The sequence below is a fragment of the Agarivorans sp. MS3-6 genome (assembly GCF_054112545.1).
This window is the reverse complement of sequence record NZ_CM134202.1, coordinates 687,422-701,701: the sequence shown is the minus strand read 5'-3', so window position 1 is coordinate 701,701 and position 14,280 is coordinate 687,422. Positions and strand designations below refer to the sequence as shown.

Genomic DNA, 14,280 nt, shown 5'->3' with positions numbered 1-14,280 from the left:
CTATACGCTTAATTTCGAGTTGGAAATTAGTCTAAGGCTGCTCTTACAGCCGATATAAAAACAATATAAACGTGATATTTAAGGAGTGACTATGAAAGAGAATGATAATGGCTCTGGTGGTAAATGCCCTGTGATGCATGGCGGAGCAACCACCCCCCAAGCAGCAAATATGAATTGGTGGCCCAAGTCACTGAACCTAGATATTCTTCATCAGCATGATACTAAAACCAACCCTTTTGGTGAGGCGTTTAGTTATCGCGAAGCGCTCAAAACCCTTGATGTAGAAGCCTTAAAAAAAGACTTAAAAGCCTTAATGACCGACAACCAAGATTGGTGGCCAGCAGATTGGGGGCATTATGGTGGTTTGATGATTCGTATGGCTTGGCACTCGGCTGGTACCTATCGTGTTGCAGATGGCCGCGGGGGCGGTGCTAGTGGTAGCCAGCGTTTTGCACCGTTAAATTCTTGGCCAGATAATGCCAATTTAGATAAGGCGCGTCGCCTATTATGGCCAATCAAGAAGAAATACGGCAACAAACTTAGCTGGGCCGACTTAATGCTGTTAGCTGGTAATATGGCTTACGAATCAATGGGCTTAGAAACCTTTGGTTTTGCTTTTGGACGCGAAGATGTTTGGCACCCAGAAAAAGACATTTATTGGGGTGCTGAAAAAGAATGGCTAGCAGAAAGTGGCGGAGAAGGGTCACGTTACTCTGGTGAACGCGACTTAGAAAATCCATTGGCTGCAGTAATGATGGGCTTGATTTATGTAAACCCTGAAGGCGTAGATGGTAAGCCAGACCCACTTAAAACTGCTCAAGATATGCGTACTACCTTTGCACGTATGGCGATGAACGACGAAGAAACCGTTGCCTTAACTGCTGGTGGTCATACTGTAGGTAAGTGTCACGGTAATGGCGACGCTTCTTTATTGGGCGCAGAGCCAGAAGGCGCGGGCATTGAAGAACAAGGTTTAGGCTGGAATAACCATAGCAAGCGTGGCATCGGCAGAGATACCGTTACTAGTGGTATCGAAGGTGCTTGGACCACCCATCCAACCCAATGGGATAATGGTTATTTTGAATTGCTGTTTGGTTATGAATGGCAGCTATCAAAAAGCCCTGCAGGAGCTGTTCAATGGGAGCCTGTAGATATTAAAGAAGAAGATAAACCGGTTGACGTTGAAGATGCGAACATTCGCTACAACCCGGTGATGACCGACGCAGATATGGCGCTTAAAGTAGACCCAGAGTATCGCAAAATTTCTGAGCGCTTTAAGAATGACCCAGAGTACTTCTCTAAAACCTTTGCGCGAGCTTGGTTCAAATTAACCCATCGCGACATGGGGCCTAAGTCTGTTTATGTCGGGCCCGATATTCCAGCCGAAGATCTTATTTGGCAAGATCCTATTCCAGCAGGAGCAACATCTTATGATGTAGATGCAGTAAAACAACGCATTGCTGATAGCGGCCTAAGCGTAGCCGAATTGGTGACTACTGCTTGGGATAGCGCCCGTACTTATCGTGGCTCTGATAAACGTGGTGGAGCCAATGGGGCACGGATCCGCCTTGCTCCGCAAAAGGATTGGCAGGCTAACGAACCAGAAAAACTGGCTAAAGTATTAAGTGTGTTGGAAGCAATTGCTGCAGATACTGGTGCAAGTCTTGCTGATGTTATTGTACTTGCTGGTAATGTGGGTGTTGAGCACGCCGTTAAAGCAGCGGGTTTAAACTTGGCTGTACCGTTTACGGCTGGCCGAGGTGACGCGAGCCAAGAGATGACGGATGTGGAGTCCTTTGAAGTATTGGAGCCACAAGCAGACGGTTTTCGTAATTACTTGCCGAAGCACTATGTGGTTACCGCAGAAGAGTTACTGCTCGACCGCGCTCAATTAATGGGCTTAAGTGCGCCAGAAATGACCGTGCTAATTGGTGGTCTGCGAGTATTAGGCACCAATCATGCTGATTCTGAAGCGGGAGTGTTTACCGACAAGGTTGGCACACTGACTAATGATTTCTTCGTAAACCTTACCGATATGGCTAACACCTGGAAACCAACTGGCAGAAACTCTTATGATATCTGTGAGCGTGTTAGTGGAGAAGCTAAATGGACAGCAACACGGGTTGATTTGGTGTTTGGTTCTAACTCGGTATTACGCTCTTACGCCGAGTTTTATGCGCAAGACGACAATAAAGAAAGGTTCGCCAAAGACTTTATTGCTGCTTGGACTAAAGTAATGAATGCCGATCGCTTCGATGTATAAGCTCAATCTATAATTAACTAACGGGCTCCTTATGGAGCCCTTTTTATTTAATGGATTTACTAGGGTCTGTTGATCTTTGGTGTTGAAATTTTGTTCGAGATAAGCGGGCTTTAATCGCGGCGAGCACTTAGAAGCCTAGTGGGCTAAGCAAGAAGTGCTTAACAAAGAGTAAAGTTCGCTTATCCGAACCCTTCGGGCAGCATTTCTTAGCCATTTATTCAGCGTTAGCGAGTGATTATTAAGCCCACTTAACTGCACACTCACTGCCTTGCCTAAATGGCTAATAAATTGCTGCAAAAACCATCAGCAAATATCAACAGACCCTAGCAATAGTTGATATTTGCATTGAGCGCATCAATGGCTTTGTTACTCATATCCATAGAGCTGCTAGATTAAGTTTCGCTTCTTTAAGTTATTGAATAGAAATTACTAACTATTTTTGATATTTTTGTCCTTAGTTATTGATAAGGATGTTAAAAGAATGTTGTTGAGTAAGTGTTTGCGTAAAAGCTTAGTGTTGGGCTTGAGCGCACTAATGGGCTTAAGTTGTTTTTCTGTACTGGCTGGACAAGGTAAAGATCATCCTGCTTTTAATCGTATTCCTGATGCTGTAATTAAGCACTACGATAAAGTGGAGTACGATGAGCTTAACCTAATACTAAGTGAACCTTATAAAAAAGATCATGAGTGGATCGTCGATAAAACCGAATCTATTGGCGGTGATTATACCTATATTGATTATCGACTGCCTTCGAATATATCTCTTACACAAGCGTTCCGTAATTACCTGAGTTTGGCAAAACGGCAGGGAATGGAGGTACTCTTTGAATGCGATAAGGCTTGTAGTAAAAATTTTAGCACTCACGATCTTCGTCGAATATTTGATGATGGCCGTGATAATTACCTAAATGGGGGAAAAGCACGTTATTTAGCAGCCCGTAAAGGGAATCTTAACTTAGTTGTTTTTGTGACGGAGATTTCTTCTTATACACATGTATTTCAATATGTTATAGAACAAGAACAACTTAACGACTCGCTCATCTCGCCCATCGCCCTTAGCCTAGTTGAAAGCGGTAAAATCGATTTGTACGGTATTCTATTTGATACCGGCAAGGCTGAAATTAAGCCTGATTCTGCTGGTGAACTGGCCGATTTAGCCCAAGTGCTTAGCGACTACCCCAAACTTGAGATAGACATTGTTGGTCATACCGACAATGTGGGCGCTAAACGTGACAACCGTAAGCTGTCTGCAGCACGTGCTGAGGCAGTAATGGATTACTTAATTGACGAACATGGTATTAGTCAGGACCGCCTAAACACCATTGGCCGTGGTCAAACTCAGCCTGTCGCCGATAACGGCACTGACAAAGGCCGTGCGCTAAACCGTCGAGTTGAAATTACTGCTTTGAATGCGCAAGCCATCGTAGAAGCACAGCAACAAGCGGCTCCGAAAATTGCGCACACTAAGCAAACGGACTCAACCAACAACAGCAAAGCGGAACAAGAGTCTAGCGGCATTGACCTCGATGATATTGGCAAAGCAGCCGATACTGCGGGCAAAATCTTTAAACTATTTTAGTGTTACGGCCTGTTTGGGCTGACAAATATCGTTTATTGGGCAAAAAGCCAGCTAAAACAGTCGCTGGCTTTTTTTTGGGGGCGAGTCAATCTAAGCATTATGTCCTCCAATATTTAGCGTTATTAGCTATGGCCCGAATAGCCGTTCCCTTCAAGGTGGCTTTTGCTTGTTAGCCTTAGTGTCTCACCGTTTAACGTAGTGATGACTAGGGCTGAGTATATTGCGAAAAATATCAATTTATTTTTGTGGTTTTTACACTATGGTTAAATGGGGATTGTTGAACGGATTCAATTCTTAAGGGCGGAGATACTTATGAGGGCGATTTTTTATCGTTGGTCTATTGCAGCAAAGCTGTATATCACTATGGTTATTGTTGGCCTGTCGCTACTTGCTATTACACTTAGTTTCACCTATAGCCATGAACAAACCTTAGTTCGTGAGATGGCTAATCAGCAAATAAAATCACTAAGTGATAGTTACTTTGAAGCCCTAAATACCTTGATGTTATCGGGGGCAATGGCTAATAAACAGCTGCTGCATAAGAAGATGCTAAGCCAAGATAATATCCTCGATATTCGTTTAATCCCCGCTACGCCTATTCAAAGTATGTTTCATCCCAACGATCCTTTACCCAGTTTAAATGTTAGTCAGCAACAGGCTTTTAAAGGGGAGCGTTTATCGATAGCGGGTATGGCCAATGGTCAGCCGATTATTACGGCGCTACAACCGGTGTTTATGAGTAAAGATCACGGCGGCATTGATTGCTTGTCGTGTCACCTTACCAGTAAAGAAGGAGACGTTGCGGCGGTGATTCAAGTGGAGTTTTCTTTAGCGCATGCCCAGCAAGCGATTTATAGCGCGTTGTTTAAGCAGGCCGGCTTGTTAGCTATCGTCTTTTTTGTTGGTATGTTGATGCTGGGGCTGATATTTCGCAGTGCGGTGGCCAAGCGGCTTAACCTATTGCGTAGTCGTTTGCTAGAGGCTTCCACCCATTCTGATTTACGCGTAGATTTCAGCGATGAGCGGCATGATGAAATAGGCGGGGTATACGCTTCTATTCACAGTTTAGTCGCCTCTTTTAGAAAAAATCTGATCCACATTTCTAGCAGTAGTGAAGAGTTGCATAATGCGGCTGAGCGAGTAAAAAGTGTGGCTGAGTCTACCGAGCAATCGGTGGTTAGCCTAAAATCAGGGACCGACTCAGTGGCAGCCACCTTATTGGAAATTGAAGCTTCATCCAATGAGGTTAAACAAAACGCTAAATACACTACAGAACGAACTCAAGGGGCCAATTTACAAGTTGAATCGGGGGCCAATAAGGCTCAGCAAATATTGACCCATATGCAAACTTTAGTGGGCATCGTTAATAAGGCCAATCAAAGCCTGGCAGAGTTGGGTGAGCGCAGCGAGAAAGTGAACCTGATGGTTGATACTATTTCTGCGATTGCAGAGCAAACTAATTTGTTAGCCCTAAATGCTGCGATTGAAGCCGCCCGTGCCGGAGAGCAAGGCAGAGGGTTTGCGGTGGTTGCCGATGAAGTGCGCTCGTTGGCGAGCAGAACCCGCCAATCTACCGACGAAATAAAAGCGATTAACGAGCAGTTGAGTGTGCAAAAGGATCGGGTGGTTGATGTCATGGGCGAAGCTAATCGCTCAGCGCTAGATTCAGAAAGCCATATTAATGAGTTGTGTGACATTTTAGATAATATTGCCAGCCATAGTGGCGAGATAGCCGAACTAAATTCGCAAATGGCACTGTCTGCCGAACAGCAAAATAAAGCGGTTAGCGAAGTGAATATTCATGTTACTAATATTCAAGATATCGCTGAATTGACCGCCAAAGATGCCAGTGAAGATAACATTATCAGTGACCGTGTAGTGGCATTAGCCACCCAGCTAAGAACGATGGTCAATGACTATAAAGTATAACTGGTGCGGTATTACTATTCGTTTCTAAAACCGATTGGTCAGAGAATAAAGACCGCTAATTGTGGAAGTAGCATGGTGATTTACAATTTGTTTAGTCGGCATGCTACGCCAGATTAAAATATCAGCAGGGCAAGGTTGCGCCTGCTGGGTGAAACTAAGCGACAGTGCTACTTGTCTGCTGAGCATGAGAAATTGTTAGCGCGCCATCTAGATGAATATCGCGCTGTGGGAAAGCGATGATAATGTCGTGCTCAGCGAACAATTCATCAATTCTAAACCGAATCTCACTGCTCACCTGCCTAAGTTGTCCTTCCATTTGGGCTTCGACCCAAAAATACACCACAAAGGCTAGGGCATTATCACCGAAGTCGTTAAAAACGACTGTGGGGGCGGGTTGGCTTAATACTGCTTCTTGTTCTTTTACTGCCTGTTCAATTAACAACGCGACCTGGCGGCAAGGTGAGCCATAAGCCACGCCCACATTAATAGTGGTACGCGTTCGAGTATCAATTAACGTCCAGTTGATCACGGTGTTCTCAAGCAATTTACTATTTGGGATCAGTAAATGTACGCCATCAGTTCGGCGAATTCGGGTTGAGCGAGTATTAATGGCTTCAACATTGCCCTTCACTCCATCAACTTCTAAGAAATCACCGATTTTAATCGGGCGCTCCCACATCAAAATCCAGCCACTAATGAAATTGTTGATGATGTTCTGTGCACCAAAACCTACCCCGATAGCTATCGCACCGGAAAGAAATGCAAAAGCGGTAATGGGGATGTTGATCAGTTCTAGGGCCATTACTAACACTATTACTATGCCAAGTATGTAAGCGATGCGACTGACTAAATGAATCACATCCGGCGTTACGCCTTTGCGAGTCATACGCCTGACTAGTAATTTGATAATAGTTTTCAGTGTGAGGTAACTAAGCAGTAGTAAAAAGGGAATAAGCAAAATGTCGCCTAAACTGATGGCCTTATCTTGAATGGTGAAAACCGGTATCGCGAGCACTTCATTTATTTTGTCAATGTTCATTGAGCTTCCTTGATATGTATAAACAAGCCTAATTTTAATTAGAGTTTACCGCTAAATGTATGAGATGCGTGTATTTTTAGACATTGATTCACTTTACCTGAGCGATAAATGACAGCCACACCTTGGATTGTCTGAAGAAGCAATAGGTGCCAGTTAAGGAATGGCAAGTATTTGTTTTATAGAGTTTTTGTTGGTATGGCGAGAGACCTAAAGTTTTACACTGCGCCCTTTGCTATCAGTAAGTCTCCATGCAAGGCTACAAACTTATCGTACAGCTGTTCTTCGGTTTCTTTATGAGCGGGGTCTACTGCTATGCAATCGATCGGGCATACGTCAATGCAAGTAGGGCGCTCGTAGTGGCCTTTACATTCTGTACAGCGATCGGGATCGATAACCGTAATAACGCCATCGTAAGAGATGGCTTGGTTAGGACACTCTGGCTCACACATGTCACAGTTGATGCATTTTTTACTAATTTTCAGGGCCATAAAACAATACTCGTAATATTTTTTATCAATACCGTCGATTACAAAACCCGATTATTTCTGTCATTGGGCAGAATAATGCTAAGGCTTTATGAATGCTAATTGCTTATAACCAAATATGATTTGTTGTTATGAATCGATGACGCACAGGTCACTGTAGTTTTATTATGATCACGCTAGGTGCAAGCTGCGGGCGCATTCTACCATAATGCAGAAAAATGCCAACTGAGTCACATTGGTGATAATGGTCAGCTGTAAACTGGTGCTAAATATTAATGCTATGGACTAGCGATAGAGCTAGGTACCACGCCACGGCATCCTTGCTACAGCATGGTTTTTACACTGACAATTATTGTCTTTCCGGGCCGCCTTCTGGCATACATGCGAGTACAGCATCTTCTTCATGTGGTGGTGCACCACAAATACCACTCATTGCTTCATCTTCTCTACCTGAAAAACTACAGCTATCACCTTCTGACATCCCCTCACAAGCATCTATGGCTTCTTGAGGTGGTTTACGCGGCCCTTTAGCTTGCACCGTCGTTAATGGAAGCGCCAGGCCAGCGACGATAAGTGCTGTTAGCAGTGATTTATGGGAAAGTTTGTTAAGCCACATGTCTAAATCCTATTATTTGATGAGTGACTACAGTTTAGTTGAGCATCATGCAAACATTGCGTAGTGATTATGCAGAAATAGCGAATTTTTGTTTTATTCAACTTTATAGCCAATACCATAGATAGAGTGAATGACTTCTTCACCATTGGCTGCCTCAGTTATTTTTTTGCGCAAGTTTTTAATGTGGCTGTTAATGGTTTGTTCACTCACAATTCGGTTGTCGGAATAACACTGTTGCATCAGTTGTTCACGCGAATATACGCGACCGGGGTGCTCTAGCAAGGTTTGTAATAGTTTGAACTCAACGGGGGTCAGTTCAAGGTCTTTGTCATTGACCAAACACTTAAATTCTTCAGGCTTTAATTTGATATTGCGATACTGGATAGATGAATGACTATCTTCCATCGATATCGAACGCACCCGCCTTAAAATAGTGTGAACTCTGGCGACCACTTCTCTAGGTAAAAATGGCTTACACACATAATCATCAGCACCTAGCTCTAAACCCAGCAAACGACTAATTTCGTCGACTCGGGCAGTAATCATCATAATTGGCACGTCGCTAAACTGTCTAACTTGTTGGCAAATGGTTAAACCGTCCATACCTGGCAGCATCAAATCCAAGATGACAAAGGCCGGCTTAGACGCTTTAATCGCGCTCACTGCATGAGTGCCTTCGTGAAGGATGCTCACTTGAAAACCATCATTGCGTAGATAGTCGGCTAACAACTGAGCAATTTTCTCTTCATCCTCAACGATAAGAATTGTGCTGTTATTCATTGGTACCTCATTTAAAGGGAGGGGAAACGGATTTCAATGGCTATACCGCCAAGTTCGGCAGGTGCAGCGGTAATACTACCCTGATGGGCCTCAACAATGTTTTTGCAAATAGTTAGGCCTAAACCTGCTCCGGCGGTCCGTCTGCTACGTGAAGAATCTTGACGATATAGCGGCTCAAAGAGTTGCTCTGGTGGAGCATCACCCAAACCGGGCGCTGAATCTTTAACCGAAAGCAAAACCTCATGCGGGCCTTGCTTTAGCGCAATGTTAATAACGCCAGGGGAGTCAGTATAGGCGAGAGCATTATCCACAATGTTGGTTAGTAGTTGTTGTATGCGTACTGGGTCACCGTTGATGAGTGGTTGCGCATCACACGTCATATTTAGTGAAAGGCCTTGCTCGTTTGCTCGCCTCGCGGACTGCTGTGCCACTTGGCCTACATACTCGGCGAGATTGAGTGTTTCAAAATGATAATGTAGACCACCAATGTCAGATAGTGACAGTAAGTATAGGTCTTCAATGAGTCGTCTTAATCGAGACACTTCATTGTCTATTGAGTGTAACTGAGCCATGCCTAAGGGACGAATACCGTCTTTAATCGCTTCTATTTCTCCGGTTAATACGGTAACCGGAGTGCGTAATTCATGAGATATATCGGCCAGTGAGCGGCGGCGAGCGCTGCGGTTATGTTCTAGTTGTAGGCCTAGTCTGTCTAAATCGCGGATCAGCGCGCCTAATTCGTCGTTGCGCCGTTCGCCTATGGGGTTTGAGTAATTACCTTTTGATAGCTCAGATATACCTGCCAATAGTCGTTTCACTGGGGCCAGTAACTTGCGGGCAAGTATGGCTGAAACAAACACCGAAATAGCCAAACAAATTAAGCCAATAATGATACTGGTGCGCGCTTGGTGTTGAGAAAACGCAGTTTCTTGAAGCGAATAGAACTTTCGTTTTGGTGCACTGTGAAGTTCACCAACCTTGCTGTTTTCAACATAAATATCAACCACTGTAAGCTCTGCAATGTCGCTGAGCATTGGCCCTGCGATGAGCGTTCCTGTTTCATCATAAAGAGAGGTAGGTACCGCCACCCTAGGAGGCGGAGGCGCTTGGTTGAAGTCAGGGGATCGAGGGGGTGGCGGGCGCCTATGGCCCGAAGGCTGACCAAGTTCTCTCGATGCTCCCTCAATTGACCTTTCAATGAGGTGATCAATGGTTCTACTAGGGATCGCCTGCCAATTATTGTTAGCTTTTTGGTATTCAACAGACAGTTCTGCTGAAAGGCTCTGAAGTCGTTGCTGCTCAAGCGCATTGACGTAGTCTAAAAAACCGCGCTCAAAGCTCCAACGCGCGAGTAGCAAAGTTGCCGCAAGGATAAATAAAGTGATACCGATAAAAGCGGTACTTAGTTTTTGAGTTAAGGTCATACTTTAGAGACGTTTATGGTTAATACCGTAGCGTTGGGTAAACGCTTAATCTGAGCCATGTTCAGAGTATCATAGTTTGGTGGATCGGAAGGCTGCGTTTGCTCAAGCCTTAGTCAGTGAGAACGTTGTCACCTCACTTCAGTATAACAAGCATTTTGTTCGCCAATTGTGCAGAAAAGATGAAGACTGACTTAGGTGAATAGAGAAGCGTCGGCGAACGTGTTGACCACCTATTTGTGGCGGACTTCTGCGCCAAGGCAATTACTGCCAATTTCCCTTTTTTCTCCATCTCTTTTGCATATTCACTGTCAATAATCGAGGGGTAAATAACGCGGGATAAGCTTTAGGATGGAGCCATAATGCAGCGAACATACCTACCTCAACGTTTAAGTATAGTCAGTTTAGGGATCGTCCTTTGTGGGTGTAATGGCATCGAAGGCATTATCGATAGCAGTGAAGAAGCCAACGATGTTTTGGATTTCAATTTGGCCGACACAGGGCAGGTAAATTGCTTAGACAATGATGGCGCTGTCATTAATTGCCCCGTTGCTGGAGAGGACTATTTTGGTCAAGATGCTCAATATTCAGGAAATCCTTTTAGTTTCACCGATAACAACGATGGCACCGTAAGCGACAATATCACCGGCCTAATGTGGCAACAAATCCCCGACAACCGGGGGTTGAGTTATCAAGAAGCGGTGGATTATTGTAATGACTTAGCGTTAGCTGGCTATAGTGATTGGCGGGTTCCTAGCACTAAAGAACTGTTTTCATTAAGTGACTTTTCAATAGGTTGGCCTTATTTGGATACGAGCTATTTTGGTTTAGCGGGCAGTGTCGTCAGCAAGGATGAGCAATATTGGACGGAGGTCTATGTTGGGAGCACCATAGCAGGACCTGACTCAGCCGCCTTTGGGGTGAACCACGGTTCTGGTCACATAAAAGCTTATGCCTCTGGCCAAATGGGTAACTATGTACGCGCTGTGCGCGGAGATCGTTACGGCGTGAATCAGTTTGTCAACAATGATGATGGCACCATTACTGACATAGCAACAGGCTTAATGTGGGCACAACAAGACAGCGGCTATGGTATGAACTGGCAAGAAGCGCTGGCCTATGCAACAGACTCAACGCTGGCAAGTTACACTGATTGGCGGGTGCCTAATATTAAAGAGTTGCACAGCATTGTTGATTACACTCACTCTCCTAGTGCGCAAAATGAGGTAGACCTAGGGCCTGCTATTGATACCGATTTTTTTGATATTACAGAATTGAGAGATGACGAGACTGTATATGACAAGGATTATGGTTATTTTTGGTCTAGTACTAGCGCCTATTTGGGTAGTGATAGCCAAGAATATTATTACGCATGGTATGTGGCATTTGGAACGGCAAGCGACGGCGAGGGAAATGACTTCCACGGTGCGGGTGGTGTGCGATTTGATACTAAATATCAAGGTGGCGCCTTGGGCGAGGGAGGAGAACGTTATTATAACTATGTGCGTTTAGTCAGAGATGCACCTTAGTTAAGGGGTGTATAGGCACTAAAAAGCCGATAGCAATGAGTTATCGGCGGGTAAGTGCTAATGGGTAAACAAACTGATTAGCCTAGACAGGCAATGCTTATTTACACTTTAGTTTCAGTCTCTTGGTGTGGGTTTCGGGTGTTTTGTCCTGTTTGTAGATTACGCATGATGAGTGCATGCTCTAAATCTACATGTTCGGGTACGGGTAAGAATACCGTATGACCACTGCCTTTAGCGTCATCAATCAGCTCACCCTTTTTGTTTTCAAGGTGCTCCAATTTGAAGTTGAGGTTACCTTGTGGAGTCATTAACTCTAAGGTGTCGCCTAACAAAAATTTGTTTTTAACCGTCACTTCGGCAAGGCCTGCCGCATTGCGGCCTGCTACTTCACCCACAAACTGTTGGGTGTCGCTAATTGAATAGCCGTAGTCGTAGTTTTGGTATTCATCATGCGTATGGCGACGTAAGAAACCTTCGGTGTAGCCACGGTGCGCTAGGTTTTCTAGGGTACCCATTAGGCTTGGGTCGAAAGGCTTACCCGCTACTGCATCGTTAATCGCTTGGCGATAAACTTGTGCAGTACGGGCGCAGTAATAAAATGACTTAGTACGGCCTTCAATTTTAAGCGAATGCACACCCATTTTAGTCAAACGCTCTACGTGTTGAATAGCACGTAAATCCTTCGAATTCATAATGTAGGTACCATGCTCGTCTTCAAAGGCTGGCATATACTCATTAGGTCGACCTTGCTCTTGCAACAAGAATACTTGGTCGCTAGGGGCTCCTGCGCCTAAGGTGGGTTCTACAATTTGCGGTTGTGCCGCAATAATGTCGCCGACTTCGTTTTCTTTGGCTTCGTGGGCGTTGTACTTCCAACGGCACGAGTTGGTGCAAGTACCTTGGTTTGGGTCACGTTTATTGATGTAACCAGACAGCAAACATCGGCCAGAGTAGGCCATACACAATGCGCCATGTACAAATACTTCAAGTTCCATTTCAGGCACTTGCATACGGATTTCTTCGATCTCATCTAGCGATAATTCGCGCGACAAAATCACCCGTTCTACACCTTGTTGATGCCAGAACTTAACGGTAGCCCAGTTAATGGCATTGGCTTGAACCGAAAGATGAATAGTTTGATCAGGGAACGCTTCGCGCACCATCATTATCATGCCTGGGTCAGACATAATAAGTGCATCAGGTTTCATCGCAATGATGGGCTCTATGTCTCGCAGGTAAGTTTTCAACTTGGCGTTATGCGGGGCAATGTTACTGACCATGTACAGCTTTTTGTTTTGTGCGTGTGCTTCGTTAATCGCTAGCTGCAAGTTTTCAGCATTAAATTCGTTATTTCTTACACGTAAGGAATAGCGAGGTTGGCCAGCATAAACCGCATCTGCCCCGTAGGCAAAAGCGTAACGCATGTTTTTAAGGCTGCCAGCAGGCGACAGTAATTCTGGTTTAAACATCAAAGCTCCGGGTCTGAGTCGAATCATTGAGAAGGGCTGCGTACAGCACAATAAGGGCGCGCATTTTACGCGTAGAGAAGAGGGCTTGCAATGCTTTTGATTAAAAAATCGCCAGCCAGTAACTAAGTACTTGAAACTATGTTAATGGCTGGTGAAATAGGTAAGTTTTATGGGGGTGTTTAGCTGGTTATTTCGCCACCTAAAGCGGCGATAAGATCAGGCACCATTTTACTCAGCTCGCCACTGGCGAGTGCGAAGTCGGCGTCAAAACGCGCGGCCACATCGCTTTTTTCGATGTCTTCGTTTTGCTCGGTAATGGTATCGGTGAACTTAACTCCTTTTATACTCATATCTTCGCTTATCACAAAGCGAACCGATTCTGCCCACGTTAGTTCAAGTTTGGTTACAAACTTATCGGCATCTAAGTGCACTTTAATTTCGTCGCTGAACAAGTCTTGTTCTTTACAACGAATAATACCGCCACCCTCTAGGGCACTGCGTAGCTCAGCTTCTTCGCCCAGTTCAAAGTTGGCTGGAATAGCTTTTTCATTGATCCAGTCGGTCATGGTTACATCGGCTTGGTTGGCTAAGTTAATGGGCGTAACCGGTAAGCTGCCTAAAGATTTACGTAATAGTGAAATAACTTCTTCAGCTTTTTTGGCGCTGCCAGCATCAACCGCGATTAAGTTATTGTCTGGGCTTATCCATGCGTAGGTTAAGCTGGTACGAGAAAAGGCACGCGGTAATAGCGTCATGACAATTTCTTCTTTTAACGCATCTTTCTCAGCTTTTTTAAGCGGGCGTTGTTGCTCTTGCTCGATTAGCTCAATTTTATCGGCTAAGGTATCGCGAATTACTGATGCGGGTAGCATCTTCTCTTCTTTCTTAGCGCATACTAAATACTCATTGCCCACAACATGGATCATGCTTTGACCAAATTTGCCCATTGGCGTTACCCAACCAAATTTGCTTAGGTCTTGGCTTCCGCAAGGGGTAAAGCTTAGCTCTTCTAAGGTGGCGTCTAGCTTTTCTGGTTCGAGTTCCAATTCTTTGGTAATTCGAAACAACATTAAATTTTTAAACCACATAACGGAATAACTCATTAATAAATTAGGGGCGCTATTCTAACAAAACTACTTGGCTTGTCAGTGCTGATTTACGCTTTTTTTA

Annotated in this window: 11 protein-coding genes; 4 read left to right on the top strand and 7 right to left on the bottom strand. The window is 44.6% G+C overall.

Annotated features, from left to right (window positions below):
• Positions 1–91 precede the first annotated feature (91 nt).
• The 3 genes from katG (at position 92) to ACVFI8_RS03220 (ending at position 5,771) form a co-directional block, all read left to right on the top strand.
• Positions 92–2,263, top strand: a complete 2,172-nt coding sequence (katG, locus tag ACVFI8_RS03230; RefSeq protein WP_457873032.1) for a catalase/peroxidase HPI — start codon at positions 92–94, stop codon at positions 2,261–2,263.
• Between the two features lie 481 nt (positions 2,264–2,744).
• Entirely contained in the window at positions 2,745–3,842 is a 1,098-nt protein-coding gene (locus ACVFI8_RS03225) for an OmpA family protein (RefSeq protein ID WP_457873031.1), read from the top strand.
• 312 nt (positions 3,843–4,154) lie between these two features.
• Positions 4,155–5,771, top strand: a complete 1,617-nt coding sequence (locus tag ACVFI8_RS03220) for a methyl-accepting chemotaxis protein (RefSeq protein ID WP_457873030.1) — start codon at positions 4,155–4,157, stop codon at positions 5,769–5,771.
• A 154-nt stretch (positions 5,772–5,925) separates the two neighbouring features.
• On the opposite strand, the gene ACVFI8_RS03215 is transcribed toward ACVFI8_RS03220, so the two are convergent.
• The 5 genes from ACVFI8_RS03215 to ACVFI8_RS03195 all read right to left on the bottom strand — a co-directional run bounded on the left by ACVFI8_RS03215 (position 5,926) and on the right by ACVFI8_RS03195 (position 10,115).
• Complete coding sequence (locus ACVFI8_RS03215; RefSeq protein WP_248714865.1) at positions 5,926–6,810, bottom strand: mechanosensitive ion channel family protein; 885 nt, start codon at positions 6,808–6,810, stop codon at positions 5,926–5,928.
• Between the two features lie 215 nt (positions 6,811–7,025).
• On the bottom strand, positions 7,026–7,298 hold the full coding sequence (locus ACVFI8_RS03210) for a YfhL family 4Fe-4S dicluster ferredoxin (RefSeq protein ID WP_457873029.1): 273 nt from the start codon (positions 7,296–7,298) through the stop codon (positions 7,026–7,028).
• Between the two features lie 346 nt (positions 7,299–7,644).
• Positions 7,645–7,911, bottom strand: coding sequence for a hypothetical protein (locus tag ACVFI8_RS03205; RefSeq protein ID WP_457873028.1), 267 nt, complete (start codon positions 7,909–7,911; stop codon positions 7,645–7,647).
• A gap of 93 nt (positions 7,912–8,004) precedes the next feature.
• Complete coding sequence (locus tag ACVFI8_RS03200; RefSeq protein ID WP_457873027.1) at positions 8,005–8,691, bottom strand: response regulator; 687 nt, start codon at positions 8,689–8,691, stop codon at positions 8,005–8,007.
• An 11-nt stretch (positions 8,692–8,702) separates the two neighbouring features.
• On the bottom strand, positions 8,703–10,115 hold the full coding sequence (locus ACVFI8_RS03195; RefSeq protein ID WP_457873026.1) for an ATP-binding protein: 1,413 nt from the start codon (positions 10,113–10,115) through the stop codon (positions 8,703–8,705).
• Positions 10,116–10,474: 359 nt separating this feature from the next.
• Here ACVFI8_RS03195 and ACVFI8_RS03190 point away from each other — a divergent pair, with 359 nt between their 5' ends.
• On the top strand, positions 10,475–11,641 hold the full coding sequence (locus ACVFI8_RS03190) for an Lcl C-terminal domain-containing protein (RefSeq protein ID WP_457873025.1): 1,167 nt from the start codon (positions 10,475–10,477) through the stop codon (positions 11,639–11,641).
• A 101-nt stretch (positions 11,642–11,742) separates the two neighbouring features.
• Here ACVFI8_RS03190 and trhP read toward each other — a convergent pair whose 3' ends face one another.
• Together trhP and rdgC are read right to left on the bottom strand one after the other, a co-directional pair.
• Positions 11,743–13,110: a prephenate-dependent tRNA uridine(34) hydroxylase TrhP gene (trhP, locus tag ACVFI8_RS03185; protein ID WP_248714871.1), complete on the bottom strand. Its 1,368-nt coding sequence runs from the start codon at positions 13,108–13,110 to the stop codon at positions 11,743–11,745.
• 179 nt (positions 13,111–13,289) lie between these two features.
• Positions 13,290–14,198, bottom strand: a complete 909-nt coding sequence (gene rdgC, locus ACVFI8_RS03180) for a recombination-associated protein RdgC (protein ID WP_248714872.1) — start codon at positions 14,196–14,198, stop codon at positions 13,290–13,292.
• Positions 14,199–14,280 lie beyond the last annotated feature (82 nt).